Below are 19,224 nucleotides of genomic sequence, written 5' to 3'. Positions count from 1 at the left end.
TGGTGTTCGTGCTCGTGCTCCTCGCAACCACAGTTACAGTGTTCATCGTGGTGCACATGCTCATGTTCGTGGTGTTCGTGCTCGTGCTCCTCGCAACCACAGTTACAGTGTTCATCGTGGTGTTCATGCTCGTGTTCGTGGTGCTCATGGTCGTGATCTTCGCAGCCACAGCCGCAGTGCTCGTCATGGTGGTGATGGTGCTCATGATCATGATGTGCTTCATGCTCATCATGGCTGTGATGCGCATGATCGTGACCACAGCCGCAACCGCAGGAATTTGCGGACTCCATGGAATCTTTCTTTAATTTTTCTTCCATATGAACTCTCCTTGCTGATTTGTTTGTCTTTTTATATGAATATATGAATTAATGTTCATATGACTATTTAATCATATATAAAAATCTTTGTCAACAGCTTTTCAAAAAACGGATCAAAGAAAAGTGAAATTTATTGCAAAAGAAATATAGAAAATATTAATATATTCTGAAAAAATAATCTATTTTATTATTTATATTTAACATGTTATACTTTCAGCAAGTAAAGAAAGAAAGAAAGGAAGGTAGCAACATGTACAGTATCGACTTAAACAGTGACATGGGTGAGAGCTTTGGTGCATATAAGCTTGGCGGCGATGAAGAAATCATCAAATATGTCACAACAGCAAATGTAGCATGTGGCTGGCATGCAGGCGATCCGATGGTAATGGATAAGGTAGTCCGCATGGCAAAGGAACGTGGCGTTATGGTTGGAGCCCATCCTGGATATCCTGATCTTCTTGGCTTTGGACGAAGAAAGATGGTTCTCTCTCATGATGAAGTTAAGAATTACGTCAGATATCAGATCGGAGCCCTGGCTGCTTTCACTAAGAGCTACGGAATGAAGCTTCAGCATGTCGCTCCTCATGGAGCAATGGGTAATGCCTGCCAGTATGACGAGGACATTTCCACAGCAATCTGCGAGGCAATCTGTGAGTATGACAAAGATCTGATCGTTTACTACTGTGCAGGTGCAGTTCTTGGAGATATCGCCGAGAGCAAGGGACTTCGTACAGCATCTGAGATTTTTGCAGATCGTGCATACATGGATGATCTTTCTCTTGTACCGAGAAAGATGGAGGGATCCATGATCACAGATGAGAACGTTGCCATCGAAAGATGCGTGAAAATGATCAAAGAAGGTAAAGTCACATCCATCAACGGAAAAGAGCTTGACATCAAGGGTGACACACTCTGTGTACACGGAGACGGACCGAAGGCACTTGCTTTTGTACAGAGGATCCGTGAGAAATTCACAGAAGAAGGTATTGAGATCAAACACTTATAGAAACTAAATAAAGTACATTCATATGAGAGATAGAATGCCGGATAAATCAAAGGAGATTTAAAACAAGGGATTACTGCGATGATTTGTCCGGCTCTTTTTATATGAAAATGTGTACTTTTTTAGGATAAGAAAGGAAAGGGTGGAAACTATGGCAAAAGAGAAAAAACAGAACAACATAGTAAGAAACATGATGATCGCTCTGGTCGGCGGTCTGGTCGTAGGACTTGGATTCATGCTTCTGAAACAGCAGATGTCTGAGGGAACATGGAACGTGATCAATGCACTTCTGTTCCAGGATATCACAGCAGATCAGGGATTTCATTCCATCGGTCTCTTCTATATTATCGGACAGCTGTTCATGAGGGGATTACAGATGGCGATCGTACCGCTGGTACTTGTATCCTTAAGCCTTGCAATGTGCAGTATTTCCAGCTCTTCCAAGCTGGGAAGAATCGCAGGGCGTACACTGATTGGATTCTTCTGTTTCTATGTAGTAGGCGCATGCATCGCAGGTATCGTTGCATTTGCAATGAAATCTGCAGGCTTCTTCAATGTTAAGCTTCCGGCAGAGGCAGTTACAGAGGCTGCAACACTGGATCAGTTTAACCCGCTTGCAACAATCGTAACAGCAGTTCCGTCCAACATCGGAACCGCATTCAGCAGCAACAACAGTATCCTTGCAGTTGTAGTAGTAGCTATCGTTCTCGGACTTTGCATGAACGCACTTGGTGACAAGGTGGATCCTCTGAAAAAAGTTCTTGAAAATTTCAGCGATATCATCAACCTGTACCTTACATTCCTGATCAATAAGGTTGGTCCTGTTGCAATCTTCTGCCTGATCTCCCGTACATTCGCAATTTACGGAGCAGAGTATCTGGCACCTGCAGCTGCTTATATTGTAGGTGCAATGCTGACACTGTTTGTACTTGTAGTTACGATTTACCCGATCGGTATCGGTCTTACAACAGGCTTAAGCCCGATGAAATTCCTCAAGAAGATCGCTAAGGTCGGTGTATTCGGATTCTCCACAAACTCTTCTGCAGCATGCCTTCCGCTGAACACCAGAACATGCCTTGATGAGCTTGGATGCTCTCAGGAGATCACAAGCTTCGTACTTCCAACAGGTATGACCATCAACATGAACGGAACAACAGTTATGCATATGTTTGCAGTAACCTTTATTGCAACAGCATCCGGAATCGACATCACACCGGCAAACCTGATCACAGTTGCATTCCTTTCCATCTGTGCAGCAATGGGCTGCCCGGCTATCCCGATCGCAGGTACAACTCTGATCGTAACCATCCTTTCCGGTATGGGATGGACATCTGACCTCTGCATGATCGCATATGCACTGGTTGTAGCTATCAACCGTCCGGTTGAGATGGCACTTCTTCCGCTTAACGTAATCGGTGATGCAACAGTCAACGTTATCGTTAACAAGAAAGAGAATGAGCTTGACGTAAACAAATATAACGCGTAAGTAAATATAAAAAGTCTTAATATTATACATACAAATTATTAAATTGACTTAATATTACTACGATGATACCATTTAAGCGTGTAGTTGAGACATCAGCTATACGCTTAAATACTAAATGGACATGCTGTGCAGGCGATTTGCCCATCTGCACAGATGCAGTCCGGAATTTCCAGAGTAAAAAAGCGGGACATCCGCAGAAAAATAAAAGGGTTCAGGAGGAAATGAATATGGAGTACAAGACAGCGAAAAGAATGGAATGCCTTCCGTTTTCCGGTATCCGTGCAGTAATGGAAAAAGCAAACAAAATGCAGCAGGCAGGAGAAAAGATCATTCACCTGGAGATCGGACGTCCGGATTTTGATACACCTGAGAAGATCAAAAAGGCAGCAAACGAGAGCCTTGCAGCAGGACATGTGTTTTACACATCCAACTACGGTATCCCGAAACTGAGAGAGGCCATTGCAAAATGGGAGAACGAGAACCATGGTACAGATTATGAAGCATCTGAAGTTCTTGTAACAGTAGGTGTTGGTGAGGCAACTTTCGCATCCATGGACGCTTTCCTGGATCCCGGCGATGAGATCCTTGTCCCGAACCCGGTATGGCTGAACTACATCCATGTTCCGTCAGCACTTGGAGCAGTACCTGTAACATACAGCCTGAGAGAAGAGAACGATTATCAGATCGACTTTGAGGAGATGGAGTCAAAGATCACTGACAAGACAAAGATGATCGTAGTTGTTAACCCAAGCAACCCGACCGGCGGTGTGTTTTCCAGAGAGACACTTGAGAAATTAAGTGAGATCGCCATCAGACATGACCTTCTTGTGATCGCGGATGAGATCTACAGCCAGCTTGTATACGATGGAACAGAGCATGTAAGCATCGCATCCCTTCCGGGAATGAAAGAGCGTACCATTACATTAGGAGGCTTTTCAAAAGCTTACTCAATGACAGGCTGGAGACTTGGATATATGTGTGCACCGGTTGGAATCATCCAGGCATGCGTACGTGTTCATCAGTATACCGTTACCTGCGCTTCTTCCTTCGTACAGGAAGCAGCACTTACCGCATTAAGTGACTGTGCAGAAGATGTTGAGGCAATGAGAAAGGAATATCAGAGAAGAAAAGATTATGTGGTAAAGGCTCTGAACGAGATCGATGGGATCAGCTGCAATAACCCACATGGCGCTTTTTATATCTTCGTAAATATCAAGAGCCTTGGAATGACTTCCATGGAGGTGGCCGAGTATCTTCTTGACAATGCAAAGATCGCCCTAGTACCTGGCTCCGCATTCGGCTCCGAAGGTGAGGGATACTTAAGAATTTCCTATGCATGCAGCTATGAGGATCTTCAGGAAGCATGTGCAAGGATTAAAAAAGCAGTGGAAGAGCTGAAAAACAAATGATCAGATAAAAAATATCCACCGCTTTTGTGGTAAAAAGCGGTGGATCAAAATCCTGGTATAACTAATATAAGAAGAAACGGTAAAGCAGAAAATGTTCCTGACGGACTTGTGCTTACCGTTTTTTTTATTTCTGCCGTTCCCATACCTGGCCGATCGGGAAGGACGGAGTGGATTCTGCAAGAAAGTCTTCCAGTGCATTTTCAAAAAATTCCACGGCACGTTTGCTGGTGGATTTTGGATATTTATGTTTGATCTTATAGCAAACACGATTTGGCGGCGTGTTTTTCAGTTCACTGATAAAAAGAGGCCGGTAATGGGAAAGCTCCAGGATCACAGACTGTGGTGCGACCATCCAGTTTCCCGGCTTTTTCCAGAGACGGTCCAAAAGCGTGATGGTATCTGCCGCAATGTGAGGCCTGGAAGCAGAGGAAAGCCAGCGGTCATGCCAGATCTGATAATTGTCATCCCAGCTTAAAAACAGCTCCAGGGATGGATCCAGCTCATCGGTATGTATTGCCGGAGCCGGAATCACTGGCTGATCCGATTGTACCAGATAAAGCTTTTCTTCGAAGATTTTCTCTGTTATGATATTCTTGTAATGCAATTTGTGGTAGACAAATCCGATATCAATGCTGTGTTCTCCAAGAAGACCGTAGAGCTCTGAAGAGTGATGGGACTCAATGTTCAGGTCCAGCTTAGTCTGCTCATTTAAGATCCTGTCATACAGTGGTGCGAAAACAGCTACGTTCAGGCTGTCTGTACAGCCGATGGTAAGCAGCAGAGAATCCTGATTGCGCTGCAGCTCCATAGTTTCCTTCCAGAGAGACATCCAGCGTTCTGCAAGGATGATAAAATCTGTTCCCTTGGCAGTCAGTTCCACCTGCTTATGGCCTTTCTGACGGATCACAAGGGGGAAACCCAGTTCGTTCTCCAGAGATGTGAGCCGGTGGCTGACAGTAGGCTGGGAAAGAAAAAGAAGATCCGCTGTACGGGTGATGCTCTTGGTATTTACAATGGTGAGAAAGGTTTCGATTTCAGCAAGGTTCATATGAACAGCTCCTTTTCTTTTGTTTTATCTATAGGGTAGTTTAAGCTTTGATAATATAAAAATTATTTATATTATACAGAGAAATTATTCGTTATTCAATAGTAAGCTTGTATGATATGATAAATACAACTTAAAAAGAAAATCAAAAGAAGAGAGGTTTTCATATGGCATTAGGATGTAGAATCAGAAGAAATTTCGAAAGACCGTCAAAAGAATTAGTGGAAGCTTTCCGCGGTATTCCGGTTGCAAATATTGATGATAACTGTGGAAGGATCGCTGCTGTAGATTCCAGCATTTTCCCTCTGAACCCGAAGGCAAGACTTCTGGGAACTGCATTTACAGTAAATGCACCGGCAGGAGATAACCTTCTGTTCCATAAAGCTCTGGATATGGCTCAGCCGGGAGATGTTATCGTTCTTGCAAACAAAGGAAGCCTGAGCAGAGCACTTTGCGGAGAGATTATGAGCAACTACGCAAAATCCAGAGGAATCGCAGGAATCATCATTGACGGATGTGTTCGTGACAGCTATACATTAAGTCAGATGGATTTCCCTGTATATGCAAAAGGTATCACACCAAACGGACCATACAAAAACGGCCCGGGAGAGATGAACTTCCCGGTATCTTTCGCAGGAATCGTTATCAATCCTGGTGATATCATTGTAGGAGACTCTGACGGACTTCTTGCTATCAGACCGGATGAGCACACGGCAGAGCTTGCAGAGATCGCAAGAAAATACCATGCCGGTGAGGAAAAACAGCTTGAGGGAATCCTGACACGCGGTGAGTGGCCACGTCCATGGGTTGACGAAACTCTCAAAAAAGTCGGATTTGAATTTGTAGACTAACCGAATAAAAGATACATACAGGAAGGTCTGTCACCACGTATGACGGGCCTTTTTGTCAAATTAAGAACGGAGGTAAGCTTAAATGGATGTGAAGTTCCTGATCGCAGGAGACAGAGCAGTTTCCGTTGAATTCGGCAGTGTGATCAGCCTTGAGGTCAATGCCAGGGTGCGTGCACTGGATGAAAAATTAAAAGAATCTCCAATTGAAGGCATGGTGGAAACAGTTCCGACCTATTGTGCACTGATCGTACATTACCGCCCGGAGGTGATCCGTTATTCCAGACTGGTGGAAGAACTGGAGAAGAGAATTGCAGATATGCATGAGGTTTCCACAACAACGAAGAAGGTTGTAAAAGAGATTCCGGTTTATTATGGCGGTGAGACCGGACCGGATCTGGAGTACTGTGCAGAGCTTGAGAATACTACAACAGAGGAAATTATCCGTAAGCATTCTCAGCACGAATATTATGTATACATGCTTGGGTTTGCACCGGGACATCCGTATATGGCCCGATTTGAGGAGCCCTTTAGCTTTAAGAGAAGAACCTCTCCGAGGGTAAAGATCCCTGCAAGATCCATTGTTGTCCAGCTGGCTCTGTCTGATTTTATTCCTTTTGAGCAGCCGTGTGGATGGAATATCATCGGAAGTACACCTCTTGATATTTGTAATTTTGCAAAGGAGGATCCGTTCCTTGTACGTGCCGGTGACTGGGTAAAGCATGTACCTGTCACAAAAACGGAGTATGATCAGATCCGAAGAGACGTGGAAAACGGTACCTATAAAGTGAAAACCTATACGCCACAGGATAACGGTTAAGAACGGAGGTCATGATATGGGAATTACAGTTGAAAACGGCGGGATCCTGACCACTGTTCAGGATGAGGGAAGATTCGGGAACCAGGCATTTGGTGTTTCTACATCCGGTGCCATGGATCCGCGTGCTTTCCATATTGCCAATCTTCTGGTAGGCAATAAAAAAACAGAGGGTGCTCTGGAGATGACTTTTATCGGACCAACCCTTACTTTTACCAGTGATAATATTATTGCGGTGACAGGTGGAGATCTGACACCGATGCTGGATGGACAGCCTTTCCCGATGTATAAAGCTGTTCTTGTAAAAAAAGGCCAGAAGCTGATGTTTGCAGGTGCCAGAAACGGAAGCCGCGGATATATCGCTTTTGCCGGCGGACTGGATATCCCGCTTGTGATGGGAAGTAAGTCCACATTGCTTCGTAACCACATTGGCGGTGTTGAAGGAAGAAAACTGGAAAAGGGTGACAGCATTGAGTTTACTGCTCCGAAGACAGAGCTTCCGAATATGGAACTCCGTCATGTTCCGGCAGAAATCTATCCTTCCGATGAGGTAGTTCTCCGTGTGGTTCTGGGACCTCAGGAGAATGAATTTACGGAAGAAGGTGTTCGTAAATTTTTCTGGTACAGCGGTACCATTACTAATGAGTTTGACCGTATGGGCTGTCGTATCGAGAGAGAGCCGGTAGAGCATGCCGGTGACGGTAATATTAATACAGATGGTATTTCCATGGGATCGATTCAGGTTCCTTTAAACGGACAGCCGATCATTATGCTGGCAGACCGTCAGAGTACAGGTGGTTATCCAAAGATCGGTACTGTGATCACTGTGGATTTTGCCAAGATCGCCCAGGCACGTCCTGGTCAGAAGATACGTTTTGTTGAGGTCAGTCTGGACCTTGCCCAGGATTTGTATATCCGTGAGTTGAATGAAATGGATGCTCTGGATGAACGACTGAATGGAAAACTTTAATCAATATATATCACAAAAATATTTTAAAAGAAAGGTGAGTACGAATATGAAGATTGTTGTATTGGATGGCTACACAGAGAACCCTGGAGATTTAAGCTGGGACGCATTAAAAGAGCTTGGAGAGGTTACTGTTTATGACAGAACTTCCTACGAAGAGTCTCCGCTGATCGCTGAGCGTATCGGCGATGCTGAGATCGTTATTATCAATAAAACTCCGATTTCCAAGGAGACCATCGATAAATGCCCGAACATGAAACTGATCGCTGTTCTGGCTACCGGTTACAATGTTGTTGATTACAACTATGCAAAAGAGAAAAATATTCCGGTTGTGAATGTTCCAACTTATGGTACACAGATTGTTGGCCAGTATGCTCTGGGTCTTCTTCTTGAGATCTGCTCTCACTATGGCCATCATGATGAGACTGTTAAGGCCGGTAAATGGGAGAATAATGATGACTGGTGCTACTGGGATTATCCGATGATCGAGCTTTACGGAAAGACTGCTGGTATCATTGGCCTTGGAAGAATCGGTCAGGCTACTGCTAAGCTGCTTAACGCTCTGGATATGAAGGTTCTTGCTTATGATGCTTATCAGAGTGAGGCTGGTGCTAAGCTTGCAGAGTATGTTTCTCTGGATGAGCTGTTCGCACAGTCTGATGTGATCTTCCTTCACTGCCCGCTTTTCCCGGAGACAGAGGGTATGATCAATAAAGAGAATATTGCGAAGATGAAGGATGGAGTTATCCTTATCAACAACAGCCGTGGTCAGCTGGTTGTTGAGCAGGATCTTGCGGATGCTCTGAACAGTGGCAAGGTTTATGCTGCTGGTCTTGATGTTGTTTCTACTGAGCCGATCAAAGGGGATAACCCGCTTCTTAAGGCTAAGAACTGCATCATCACTCCGCATATTTCCTGGGCTGCGCAGGCTTCCAGACAGAGAATTATGGATATTACGGTTGATAATATCAAGGCTTTTCTGGCTGGTAATACAGTTAACAGAGTTAATAAATAAGTATTTTTCGATGTTTCGATTTCCTATGTATGATGTGTGAGGGAAAGGCGGCTGTCTCGGTTTGGGGTGGCCGTCTTTTTCTGTGCATGGAAGGAGTGTGCGCAGGGTGGAAGGAGCGTACGCTGGGATGGTGGAACGAACGTACGCCGGGGATGTGACATCGGTTCGGGCAGGGCTCCGTCGGCGGATACTGCTAAGGCTCCGTGAATCGGCTAAAATCATTGTGCCAGGGGCTGAACTCGCCTTCGGCTCAAACAGCAGCCCCTGCACAATAACGCCGATTCCCGCAGCCCAAGCAGTATCACACCTCCTCCACAGCAGCCCGAACCGATGCCACATCCCCGGCTGAAACTCCAACCGCAAGGGACGGAAGCGGACGTTTGCGTCCTGTCCTGAATTGTGAAAACGTGGCTGTATCGGCATAACGCCTCACATGCAACACCGAAGAATACAGCAACCAGTTCGGCACAGCGTCCCACGTCCAACACCGAAGCATACAGACAAAAGTCAACACCCTCCCGTCCTCCACAACCAAGAACTCCTTAAAAAAGGCCCAGGGGTGTGCAGAGGGGCGCGGCCTTGTGCCCCTTTGCGGTTTCCTTTTTCACAAAAAAATAGCCCCTACATCTCAAAGATGTAAGAGCTAAATTCGCTGGATGGAGAAGGATTCGAACCTTCGAAGGCGGTGCCAACAGATTTACAGTCTGCCCCCTTTGGCCACTCGGGAATCCATCCGTGAACAACAAATATATTGTACATAACATTTGATAAAATTGCAAGCTTTTTCTCAAAAAAAATAATAATTCCCACAGCATCAGCATTTTTGGTAAAATACTGGACTTACCAAAGGAAATCTGCTATTATGAGTACGGTTGGATATAAAGGACACGGTTTTTCCGTATCCTAATACAGGTTAGGAGGATTTTATCATGTTAGTAAACGCAACAGAAATGCTGAAAAAAGCAAAAGCAGGCCATTATGCAGTTGGTCAGTTCAACATCAACAACCTTGAGTGGACAAAAGCTATCCTTCAGACAGCTCAGGAGCTCAACTCTCCTGTAATCCTTGGTGTTTCCGAGGGTGCCGGTAAATACATGACAGGTTATAAGACAGTTGTAGGTATGGTTAACGGTATGATGGAAGAGCTGAACATCACTGTTCCGGTTGCTCTTCATCTTGACCACGGCAGCTATGATGGATGCCTGAAATGTGTTGAGGCTGGTTTCTCTTCCATTATGTTCGACGGATCTCATTATCCGATCGATGAGAACGTAGCTAAGACTAAAGAGCTGGTTAAGATCGTTGCTGAGCACAACATGTCTCTTGAGGCAGAGGTTGGTTCCATCGGCGGCGAGGAAGACGGTGTTGTTGGTATGGGCGAGTGCGCTGATCCTGAGGAGTGCAAGAGAGTTGCAGATCTCGGAATTAACTTCCTTGCAGCTGGTATCGGTAACATTCACGGAAAATATCCGGCTAACTGGCAGGGCTTAAGCTTTGAGACTCTGGATGCTATTCAGAAACTGACAGGAGATATGCCGCTTGTTCTTCACGGTGGTACAGGTATCCCGGCAGACATGATCAAGAAAGCGATCAGCCTTGGTGTTTCCAAGATCAATGTAAATACAGAGTGCCAGCTTGCATTTGCTGAAGCTACACGTAAATACATTGAAGAGGGCAAAGATCAGCAGGGTAAAGGATATGACCCACGTAAGCTTCTTGCACCTGGAGCAGAAGCAATCAAAGCTACTGTTAAAGAGAAAATGGAGCTTTTCGGATCTGTCAATAAAGCATGATGAATCGAAAATAATATATAAAGGAAATCGGAATAGGAGTGATCCTCTTCCGGTTTCTTTTTTTATAAGAAAATATCAATATTTTCACTATATAAAAAAATCAACACGTTTCTTGATTTTTTTATATAGTGAAAATGACCTCTTCGATTTACAATAACATCAAGTTAATCGAGAAGCTGATTTGAAGCTTATCGGTCAGGAATATGCGAAATGGACGTTTTAAGCATATTCGCGAAACAAATTGAATATCATATAAGGTAAAGGAGAGGTACGATTATGAGAATGAAAAAAGCAACAGCATTTGGTCTTGCAGCTTTAATGGCAGCTACCATGATCCCGGCAGTTCCGGCTATGGCAAAGGGGGATGACAGTGAAGGCTCTGTTTATTATCTGAATTTTAAACCGGAGCAGGCAGATCAGTGGTCAGACCTGGCAAAGAAATACACCGATGAGACTGGTGTACCGGTTACCGTTGTTACAGCTGCTTCCGGAACTTATGAGTCTACTCTGAAATCAGAGATGGCCAAGGATGAGGTTCCGACACTGTTCCAGGTTAACGGACCGGTTGGACTTGCATCCTGGAAAGATTATTGCTATGACCTGAAAGACAGCGATGTTTATAAAAATGTGGAGAGTGACGATTTCGTACTGAAGGATGACAGCGGTGCAGTTGATGGTATCGCCTATGTAATTGAAACATATGGAATTATTTACAACAAAGCGCTTCTTAAGAAATACTGTGAGATGGATGGCGCTGTGATCAAGTCTGCAGATGAGATCAACAATTTTGAGACATTAAAGAAGGTTGCAGATGATATCCAGGCTAAGAAAGATGACCTTGGAGTTGACGGTGCATTTACTTCCGCAGGCTTTGATTCTTCCAGTGACTGGCGCTTCAAGACACACCTTGCAAACCTTCCAATCTATTATGAGTACAAAGAAGACGGAATCACATCCACAGATGCGATCAAAGGAACCTATCTTGATAACTTCAAGAACCTGTTTGACCTTTATATCACAGATTCTACCTGTGAGCCAAGCCTTCTTTCCAGCAAGACTATCGATGATGCAAATGCTGAATTTGGCCTTGGAGAGGCTGTGTTCTATCAGAATGGAACCTGGGCTTATGATAGCATCAAAGATAACGAAGTAGCAGACGAGGATATGGGAATGCTTCCAATCTACATTGGTGTAGATGGTGAAGAGGACCAGGGACTTTGCACAGGCAGTGAGAACTACTGGTGCGTAAATAAAAAAGCAGATGAGAAGGATATCCAGGCAACTCTTGATTTCCTCAGTTGGGTTATCACAAGTGATGAAGGAAGAGAATCTATAAGCCAGGAAATGGGATTTACAACACCATTCAAGACCTTTGATGAGAATTATGAGTCTACAAATCCGCTTGTAAAAGCAGCCAATGAATATGTAAAAGCTGGTAAAACTCCGGTTTCATGGAACTTCACAACCATGCCTTCTGAAGAGTGGAAAAACCAGGTCGGCAGTGCAATGCTTGAGTATGCACAGGGTACCGGCGAGTGGGATGCTGTGAAAACTGCATTTGTTGACGGATGGGCAAAAGAGTACAAAGCAGCAAATGAAGGCTGATAAGTTATAACTGAAACGTGATCACGAAGGGGTGGGCGGTTTCCGCCTGCCTCTTTTAATGAAGAGAGGGTGCGTAAAGTAGGGAAGGATGCATCCTCAGGAGAAAGGAAGAGAAAACATGCAGAATAAGATGATGAAAAAGTATTTTCCGGTTTTTGTCCTGCCTACCCTGCTGGCATTTACCATTGGGTTTATCGTTCCCTTTATCATGGGTGTATATCTTTCCTTCTGTAAATTTACCACAGTAACGGATGCAAAATTCGTGGGATTACAGAACTATGTGAAGATTTTTACTGAAGATGGAACCTTTGGACATGCATTATGGTACACCACCGCATTTACGGTTGTATCAGTAGTTCTGATCAATGTGATCGGTTTTGCAGTTGCGTTGCTTCTGACCAAGAAGATCAAAGGAACCAATATATTCCGTACCGTATTTTTTATGCCAAACCTGATCGGTGGTATCATCCTTGGTTATGTATGGCAGCTTCTGTTAAACGGTCTGCTTCTTCAGATCAATAAAACACTTACATATTCATCTGTTTACGGATTCTGGGGCCTTGTGATCCTGATGTGCTGGCAGCAGATCGGATATATGATGATCATTTACATCGCAGGTATCCAGAATATCCCGGGTGAACTGATCGAGGCTGCACAGATCGATGGTGCGAACAAAGGACAGCTTCTGAAGCATGTGATCATTCCTATGGTCATGCCGTCCATTACCATCTGTACTTTCTTGACACTTACCAACTCCTTCAAGCTTTTTGACCAGAACCTTGCTCTTACAAATGGTGAGCCTTCCAATATGTCAGAAATGCTTGCGCTGAATATTTTCAATACCTTCTATGGACGTACCGGATGGGAAGGTGTAGGACAGGCGAAGGCCGTGATCTTCTTTATACTGGTTGGAGCAATTGCCATGATCCAGAATCGTCTCACAAGAAGTAAGGAGGTACAGCAGTAATGAATAAAAAAGTAAAATTCAGCGGTCTGTGGACTGCGATCCTGAGTGTGGTATCTGTTGCTTATATTTTCCCGATTCTTCTGGTTTTGATCAATTCTTTTAAGAAAAAAGCATACATCAGCCGTTATCCTTTTGCAATCCCAACGGATAAAATGTTCGTAGGTCTGGAAAACTATGTAAATGGTCTTACAAAAACCGGATTTTTCCAGGCATTTGGATGGACATTATTTATCACAGTATTTTCGGTTGCGGTAATTCTGCTCTGTACCTCCATGTGTGCCTGGTACATCAACCGTGTTACCAACACGCTGACAAAAACCATGTACATGCTGTGCCTGTTTTCCATGGTCGTACCATTCCAGATGGTAATGTTTACTCTTTCCAAGATTGCAAACATCCTGAAGTTGAATACTCCGTGGGGACTGATCATCATTTATCTTGGATATGGAGCAGGACTTGCGGTATTTATGTTCAGCGGTTTTGTAAAATCCATTCCGATCGAGATCGAGGAAGCTGCCATGATCGATGGCTGTACCCCGATCCAGACATTTTTTAAAGTGGTTCTTCCGGTTATGAAACCGACCTGTGTAACTGTAGCGATTCTGGAAACCATGTGGATCTGGAATGATTATCTTCTTCCATATCTGGTACTTGATATCAAGAAATATAAAACCATTTCCATTGCCATCCAGTATCTGAAGGGCGGTTACGGAACCATTGATATGGGAGCGATGATGGGCGTTCTTGTCCTTTCCATCATTCCGATCATTGCCTTCTATCTTGCATGCCAGAAATATATCATTGAAGGTGTGGTTGCAGGAGCTGTTAAGGGCTGACAAATTAGTTGAATAATGTTAAAATGAAAGAAAAACGGCCTGCTCTGCGTGCTTTTACGTGGATCAGGCCATATTTGGCGAGGTGAGGAATGTACAGAGTTTTGGTGGTAGATGATGAAAAACTGGAACGTGACGGAATCCGCTTTCTTCTGTCTATGGAGGAGGGAGAGTGGGAAATTTATGAGGCGGCTAATGGCAAGCTGGCATTAAATGAGCTGAGAAAGCATCCGGTGGATCTGATGCTGACAGATATCAAAATGCCGCATATGGATGGTCTGGAGCTTTCAAAAAAAGCAAGAGAGGAATATCCGGATCTGGAAATTATCATTTTCAGCGGTTATGGAGATTTTGCTTTTGCCCAGGAGGCAATCCGCTATGGTGTGACGGATTATGTACTGAAACCGGTGGATCCGGACCGCTTTCATGACACCATACAGAAGATCCAGAAGGAGATCGCATCCCGGAAAAATAAAGAGCAGCAGTCCATAAAAGAAAAGAGCTTTCTTCAGCAGTATTTTCTGTTGGGCTACATTTATTCCGGAGATCAGGAGCGTCTGAAGGAAGCGGAAGGAATTGTGGATTTTTCTGTCTGGGAGCAGTGGCACTGTGCGATACTCATTGAATCCGATGAATCTTTTTTTGATTCTGCCAGTGATGAAGTCCCGCTTGAGATCCAGGAAGAACTTCGCCGGTCTTTTTTCTATCTGAATCTCAATGGCCGCCAGTCCCTGCTTCTTTTTAAAGATGTGTACTGCGACTATACTCTTGTGGCAAAAAATGTCTACAGTATTCTGAAACGACTGCATCCTGTCCGTTTTCATCTGGCTGTAAGCCGACGTTTTGACGGATACCGGGAACTGCCCGGGATCATGGAACAGCTGGAGCAGCAGATGGAAGAGAAATTTTATCATCCGGACATCCATGTCTACACCAGTGAGGAAGAGGAGGAGAAAAATACCGGCGAAGAGGAACAGGATTCCAGACTTATGGAAAAAATCTCAGAAGATATTTCCAGAAAGGATGTGAAGCAGCTGTGGAGCCATTTCCGCAGCCTGGCATCAAAATATCAGTCCAATACCCAGTTTTCGGCCATGTATGTGAAATTTGTTTTTTCCAATGTGATCAGGGAGCTGTTTCAGGAGAATCGTTTTGCCGGAGAGCACAGGCTGGATCTGGAAGTGGATCATCTGTATGGCTGTTCTACCATTCAGGAGATCATTGAGGTTACAGAAAAAAATATCCGTCAGTACGAAGAGTTCCTGGACCGTTCCATGAGCGAATCCAGAGATGAGGTGGCAGCAGTAAAAAATTATATTTACAATCACTATGCGGAAGATCTGAATCTGGAAACACTGGCAGAAAAAGTATATCTTTCTTCTGGCTATCTCAGTTTTATTTTCAAGAAGGAGACGGGGATGAACCTGAATCGTTTTATCCGTGTGTTCCGCATGGAAAAGGCCAAGGAGCTTCTACGCACCACCAACATGAAAGTAGCCATGGTCAGCGAGCAGGTAGGATTTGCCAATTCTTCGTATTTCTGCCGGAGCTTCCGGGAATATTACGGAAGCAGCCCGGAATCCTATCGGAAAGGAAACAATGAGGATGAAGAGGCTTCTGAAGAAGTATAATGATATGAAATACCGGTACAAGCTGACAAATCTTCTTGTGTTGGTATCCCTGGTGCCGATGACTGTGTTGGCACTGTACAGTCACAGTCGCATGAGTAGTCTTGTCCGGAAAAATGAGATGGAGGATATGTACTCCATTCTGGAGCAGACCAGGGAAAACATTGACGGGCAGATCGAAATTTATGCCAGTCTTTTGAATTATCTTACCTATTCTCCCGAAATCCAGGAGGTGATCTTCAACAAAGATATGGATCGTTATACTGCATATGAACAGTATACGGAAGTTGTGGATCCGCTGCTGACAGTGCCTAAATCCTACCACGAAGCAATTCTGGGAATACAGCTTTTTGCAGAAAGCATTCCCGTGCGCCATGAATATACCTTGGCTCCGCTTTCAGAGGTGGATGGGGAATGGTGGAGTGACAAATTAAATAATACCGTGACGGTTCAGTGGATCGTGGACCGGGATAATCGTCAGATTGCGGCAGTCAGGGAAATATATGATGGCAAGAACAAGGAGGCTGTGCTCTGTATTTCGCTGGATTACGGAAAAGTATTCCAGCCTCTGGCCAATATTATCGAACGGAATTCCGGAGGCTTTGTGGTGGATGATCAGCAAAATATCGTCTATCATGGAGAAAATCTGGCGGCCAGTGATATTTCCGCACAGAAAGAAACCGCAAAAAAGCTGGATCGTCTGAGGGAAGAATATACCTATGTCAGCAGCAGCGGACATGAAACAAGGTGGACCTATTATTTTTACAAACCTCCGGCTGTGATTGAGAGCTCGGTTTCAAAAGTATTGATCAGTGAGATCCCACTGATCGGCTTCTGTGTTGTGATCATCATTGTGCTGGGAATGACGTTTTCCAAGCTGTTTACCAGAAAGATTGAGCAGCTTACCAGAAATATGGAACAGGTGAACCAGGGAAGCCGTGAAGTTACGGTTTACAGTGATTCCGGAGATGAGGTAGGACAGCTGGTGAGAAGCTTTCACCATATGATGGATGAAATTAATCGACTGATCGAAGAAGTATATGAAAATAAGATCGCTCTGAAGGAATTTGAACTGAAAGCGCTGACTGCCCAGATCAATCCCCATTTTCTTTATAATTCTCTTTCTATTATAAACTGGATGGCGATTAAGAGCCGTCAGAAGGAGATCAGCCGTGTGACACTGGCATTATCTACATTTTACCGGACTGCGCTCAGTAAGGGAGCAGATATGGTGACTGTGGAAACCTGTATTCGGAATATCGAAGCTTATCTGGAAATCCAGCTTATCATGCATGACAATGATTTTAAGGTGGAGTGGAGTATCGATCCGTCTGTGCAGCAGGAGCTGGTTCCGAAGCTTGCCCTGCAGCCCATCGTTGAGAATGCTCTGGAGCATGGCCTGGATGTGAAGGAGGAAGGGGAAAAGCTTCTGAAACTTTATTTCTTTGAAGAGAATGGGGATGTAGTGATTCGGGTTGAAGATAACGGAATAGGGATGGAGCAGGAGCAGGCAGAAAAGTTGCTCACATATCAGGCAAAAGGCTATGGCCTTAAAAATGTCAATGACCGTATGTGTATTTTATATGGAGAGAAATATGCCATCCGGATCTTGAGCAAGGTAGGTGAGGGGACAAGCGTTGATATGAGAATCCCGAAAGAGGTAAAAAAAGATGAGACTTAGTCTGGGAAAAACAGTGGTATTTCTGAGTACGATACTGAGCCTGGCACTTTTGACGGGGTGTTCTTTAAAAACTACGGAAATGGAAAAAGCAGATATAGATGTTCTGTCCGAAAAGAGCAGTAAGAGCTGGGAACAGGCAGAAACCTCGCCTCTGGGGAAATATCCGGAGCTTGTAACTTATACTCTGGGACAGATGAAAGGGGCTAATAATTCTAATCTTCCGGACGGGCAGACCTATGAGGACAATGCATATACCCGGTATCTGAAAAAGACACTGAATATTCAGAATAAGAATGTTTTTATGGAGAGTGAGGAGCGGTATGACGAAGCCCTGAACATCCTGGTCAAAGATCGGAATCTTCCGGATATTTTTCTGGTGTCGGACAGGGAAACTCTGGAAGAGCTGGTTGAAAATGATCTTATCGAGGATCTGACGGAAGTATACAAAAACTGCGCTTCCGATAAAATAAAGGAAATGTATGAGAGCTATGGAGAGGAACTTTTGGCATCCGGAACTTTTGACGGAAAACTGTATGCACTTCCGGAGACTGCCATTGATGATGGGTCGCAGCTTTTATGGCTGAGACGTGACTGGATGGAACAGCTGGGATTGAAAGAACCGAAGACACTGGAAGAGGCTTTTTCAGTGATCCGTGCATTTCAGGAAAACCGGATGGGTGCAGAGGATGGTGAAGATCCTGTGGGACTTGTCTGTGATCCGGAACTTGTGGGCACGGTCAGCACCAGCTATTCGGTGGACCCTGTGTTTGAAAAGTTCGGGGCGTATCCGCAGCAGTGGATTGAAAATGCAGATGGAGAAATTGTCTATGGATCGCTGACGGAGGAGACAAAGGAGGCTTTGGGGTATCTCAGAGAGCTTTACAGGCAGGGAATACTGGATCCGGATTTTGCTTTACGTGCACAGAATAATATCCGTGATCTTGTGGTGAATGGAAAATGCGGAGCGTTTTTCGGACTCTGGTGGACTCCGAATAATCCTCTTATGGATGAGTATAGGAAGAACAAAGAGGCGGACTGGGAACCGTATTATCTGACTGCGGATGTAAAGCGGACTGTGGAGGTATACTCTACGTTTCGAGATAATAAATATGTAGTTGTGCGTAAAGGGTATGAGCATCCGGAGATCGCAATGAAGATTTTGAATGTGTTGTTCGACTATTCCAGATATGAAGCGGAGGATGCAGATGAGATGAATACTTATTTTGCCTTGAATGTGGATCCTACGGCGCGTCCGCTAATGATCAATGTGGACTATAATGAGGCTACTTATATGGTGACAAAGCATATCCGTGAGGTTCTTTACAGTCCGGGCAATGAGAAGACCAGGGAGGATCTCAGTGCCATTGAGGCGTCTTATTTTGATGCGTGTAAGGAATATCTTGAGGCGGAGGTGCCTTCGGTGGAGGCCTGGGCGGCGTATAAGTCCAGGATTTCGGCGGTGGGGCTTCTGGTGGATGCGAATTATCGTGCTCCGGAGAAAAAGTTTCTGGGGGATGGTGACGGGGAGATTCCTCAGACTTTGCGTTTGCTGGAGAAGAATGCATTTATCCAGATTATTATGGGGAGGATGCCTGTGAGCTCTTTTGACTCTTTTGTGGAAGATTGGTATCGTAAGGGTGGAGACAGTCTTACGGAGCGGGTCCGGGAAGGGCTTGTGGATTCGTGAGGTGGATGTATAGAGGGACAAAGGAAGCATCGGTCTGAGGGTGGATGCTGTCGGGAGTTTGTGGGGCGGATGTATAGAGGGACGCCAGAGGAAGGTGGCATCGGTCCGTGGGTGGATGCTGTC

General features: G+C 44.7%; 16 protein-coding genes and 1 tRNA gene. 15 read left to right on the top strand and 2 right to left on the bottom strand.

Annotation, left to right across the window (positions count from 1 at the left end; translation table 11 throughout):
- The 4 genes from DWX61_RS18875 to DWX61_RS04460 all read left to right on the top strand — a co-directional run.
- On the top strand, positions 1-305 hold a 305-nt coding region (locus DWX61_RS18875; RefSeq protein WP_182433946.1), incomplete at its 5' end, for a hypothetical protein.
- Positions 306-567: 262 nt separating this feature from the next.
- Positions 568-1,323 carry a LamB/YcsF family protein gene (locus DWX61_RS04470; RefSeq protein ID WP_118516190.1) on the top strand — a complete coding sequence of 252 codons (756 nt, stop codon included), beginning with the start codon at positions 568-570 and terminating at the stop codon, positions 1,321-1,323.
- Between the two features lie 148 nt (positions 1,324-1,471).
- Positions 1,472-2,806, top strand: coding sequence for a dicarboxylate/amino acid:cation symporter (locus DWX61_RS04465; protein WP_118624021.1), 1,335 nt, complete (start codon positions 1,472-1,474; stop codon positions 2,804-2,806).
- A 227-nt stretch (positions 2,807-3,033) separates the two neighbouring features.
- Positions 3,034-4,215 carry a pyridoxal phosphate-dependent aminotransferase gene (locus DWX61_RS04460; RefSeq protein ID WP_118516201.1) on the top strand — a complete coding sequence of 394 codons (1,182 nt, stop codon included), beginning with the start codon at positions 3,034-3,036 and terminating at the stop codon, positions 4,213-4,215.
- 124 nt (positions 4,216-4,339) lie between these two features.
- On the opposite strand, the gene DWX61_RS04455 is transcribed toward DWX61_RS04460, so the two are convergent.
- Positions 4,340-5,263 (bottom strand): LysR family transcriptional regulator, encoded by a 924-nt coding sequence (locus DWX61_RS04455; RefSeq protein WP_118624019.1) that lies wholly within the window; start codon positions 5,261-5,263, stop codon positions 4,340-4,342.
- A gap of 164 nt (positions 5,264-5,427) precedes the next feature.
- On the opposite strand from DWX61_RS04455, the gene DWX61_RS04450 reads away from it, so the two are divergent.
- The 4 genes from DWX61_RS04450 to DWX61_RS04435 all read left to right on the top strand — a co-directional run bounded on the left by DWX61_RS04450 (position 5,428) and on the right by DWX61_RS04435 (position 8,907).
- Complete coding sequence (locus DWX61_RS04450) at positions 5,428-6,111, top strand: RraA family protein (protein ID WP_118516192.1); 684 nt, start codon at positions 5,428-5,430, stop codon at positions 6,109-6,111.
- An 82-nt stretch (positions 6,112-6,193) separates the two neighbouring features.
- Positions 6,194-6,928 (top strand): 5-oxoprolinase subunit PxpB, encoded by a 735-nt coding sequence (gene pxpB, locus DWX61_RS04445; RefSeq protein ID WP_118624017.1) that lies wholly within the window; start codon positions 6,194-6,196, stop codon positions 6,926-6,928.
- Positions 6,929-6,944: 16 nt separating this feature from the next.
- Positions 6,945-7,895: a 5-oxoprolinase subunit C family protein gene (locus tag DWX61_RS04440; protein ID WP_118624015.1), complete on the top strand. Its 951-nt coding sequence runs from the start codon at positions 6,945-6,947 to the stop codon at positions 7,893-7,895.
- 46 nt (positions 7,896-7,941) lie between these two features.
- On the top strand, positions 7,942-8,907 hold the full coding sequence (locus DWX61_RS04435) for a D-2-hydroxyacid dehydrogenase (protein ID WP_118624013.1): 966 nt from the start codon (positions 7,942-7,944) through the stop codon (positions 8,905-8,907).
- A 653-nt stretch (positions 8,908-9,560) separates the two neighbouring features.
- Here the strand turns inward: DWX61_RS04435 and DWX61_RS04430 are convergent.
- Positions 9,561-9,642, bottom strand: a tRNA-Tyr gene (locus tag DWX61_RS04430).
- Positions 9,643-9,836: 194 nt separating this feature from the next.
- Between DWX61_RS04430 and fba the strand changes: the two genes are divergently transcribed.
- From fba to DWX61_RS04395, 7 genes are all read left to right on the top strand, one after another.
- Complete coding sequence (gene fba, locus DWX61_RS04425; protein ID WP_015527136.1) at positions 9,837-10,700, top strand: class II fructose-1,6-bisphosphate aldolase; 864 nt, start codon at positions 9,837-9,839, stop codon at positions 10,698-10,700.
- Between the two features lie 318 nt (positions 10,701-11,018).
- Positions 11,019-12,305 carry an ABC transporter substrate-binding protein gene (locus DWX61_RS04420; RefSeq protein WP_502696282.1) on the top strand — a complete coding sequence of 429 codons (1,287 nt, stop codon included), beginning with the start codon at positions 11,019-11,021 and terminating at the stop codon, positions 12,303-12,305.
- Positions 12,306-12,423: 118 nt separating this feature from the next.
- Positions 12,424-13,272, top strand: coding sequence for a carbohydrate ABC transporter permease (locus DWX61_RS04415; RefSeq protein ID WP_227752378.1), 849 nt, complete (start codon positions 12,424-12,426; stop codon positions 13,270-13,272).
- Complete coding sequence (locus tag DWX61_RS04410) at positions 13,272-14,108, top strand: carbohydrate ABC transporter permease (protein ID WP_021650827.1); 837 nt, start codon at positions 13,272-13,274, stop codon at positions 14,106-14,108. The genes DWX61_RS04415 and DWX61_RS04410 overlap by 1 nt, the downstream gene beginning before the upstream one ends.
- Before the next feature lie 89 nt (positions 14,109-14,197).
- The gene (locus tag DWX61_RS04405; protein ID WP_118624011.1) at positions 14,198-15,736 is read left to right on the top strand and encodes a response regulator transcription factor; all 1,539 of its coding nucleotides are present in this window, start codon (positions 14,198-14,200) and stop codon (positions 15,734-15,736) included.
- Positions 15,627-17,414 (top strand): cache domain-containing sensor histidine kinase, encoded by a 1,788-nt coding sequence (locus tag DWX61_RS04400; RefSeq protein WP_244790316.1) that lies wholly within the window; start codon positions 15,627-15,629, stop codon positions 17,412-17,414. The genes DWX61_RS04405 and DWX61_RS04400 overlap by 110 nt, the downstream gene beginning before the upstream one ends.
- Positions 17,404-19,101, top strand: coding sequence for an extracellular solute-binding protein (locus tag DWX61_RS04395; RefSeq protein WP_118624007.1), 1,698 nt, complete (start codon positions 17,404-17,406; stop codon positions 19,099-19,101). Before DWX61_RS04400 ends, DWX61_RS04395 begins: the two co-directional genes overlap by 11 nt.
- The last annotated feature ends 123 nt before the right edge of the window (positions 19,102-19,224 follow it).

This window comes from Ruminococcus sp. AF20-12LB (genome assembly GCF_003478985.1).
Taxonomy (GTDB): domain Bacteria; phylum Bacillota; class Clostridia; order Lachnospirales; family Lachnospiraceae; genus Blautia_A.
This window is presented reverse-complemented; position numbering and strand designations above follow the sequence as displayed.

Coding starts and splice junctions, on each gene's coding strand:
- DWX61_RS04470 (WP_118516190.1), top strand. CDS start 568: ATGTACAGTATCGACTTAAACAGTGACATGGGTGAGAGCTTTGGTGCA.
- DWX61_RS04465 (WP_118624021.1), top strand. CDS start 1,472: ATGGCAAAAGAGAAAAAACAGAACAACATAGTAAGAAACATGATGATC.
- DWX61_RS04460 (WP_118516201.1), top strand. CDS start 3,034: ATGGAGTACAAGACAGCGAAAAGAATGGAATGCCTTCCGTTTTCCGGT.
- DWX61_RS04455 (WP_118624019.1), bottom strand. CDS start 5,263: ATGAACCTTGCTGAAATCGAAACCTTTCTCACCATTGTAAATACCAAG.
- DWX61_RS04450 (WP_118516192.1), top strand. CDS start 5,428: ATGGCATTAGGATGTAGAATCAGAAGAAATTTCGAAAGACCGTCAAAA.
- pxpB (WP_118624017.1), top strand. CDS start 6,194: ATGGATGTGAAGTTCCTGATCGCAGGAGACAGAGCAGTTTCCGTTGAA.
- DWX61_RS04440 (WP_118624015.1), top strand. CDS start 6,945: ATGGGAATTACAGTTGAAAACGGCGGGATCCTGACCACTGTTCAGGAT.
- DWX61_RS04435 (WP_118624013.1), top strand. CDS start 7,942: ATGAAGATTGTTGTATTGGATGGCTACACAGAGAACCCTGGAGATTTA.
- fba (WP_015527136.1), top strand. CDS start 9,837: ATGTTAGTAAACGCAACAGAAATGCTGAAAAAAGCAAAAGCAGGCCAT.
- DWX61_RS04420 (WP_502696282.1), top strand. CDS start 11,019: ATGGCAGCTACCATGATCCCGGCAGTTCCGGCTATGGCAAAGGGGGAT.
- DWX61_RS04415 (WP_227752378.1), top strand. CDS start 12,424: ATGCAGAATAAGATGATGAAAAAGTATTTTCCGGTTTTTGTCCTGCCT.
- DWX61_RS04410 (WP_021650827.1), top strand. CDS start 13,272: ATGAATAAAAAAGTAAAATTCAGCGGTCTGTGGACTGCGATCCTGAGT.
- DWX61_RS04405 (WP_118624011.1), top strand. CDS start 14,198: ATGTACAGAGTTTTGGTGGTAGATGATGAAAAACTGGAACGTGACGGA.
- DWX61_RS04395 (WP_118624007.1), top strand. CDS start 17,404: ATGAGACTTAGTCTGGGAAAAACAGTGGTATTTCTGAGTACGATACTG.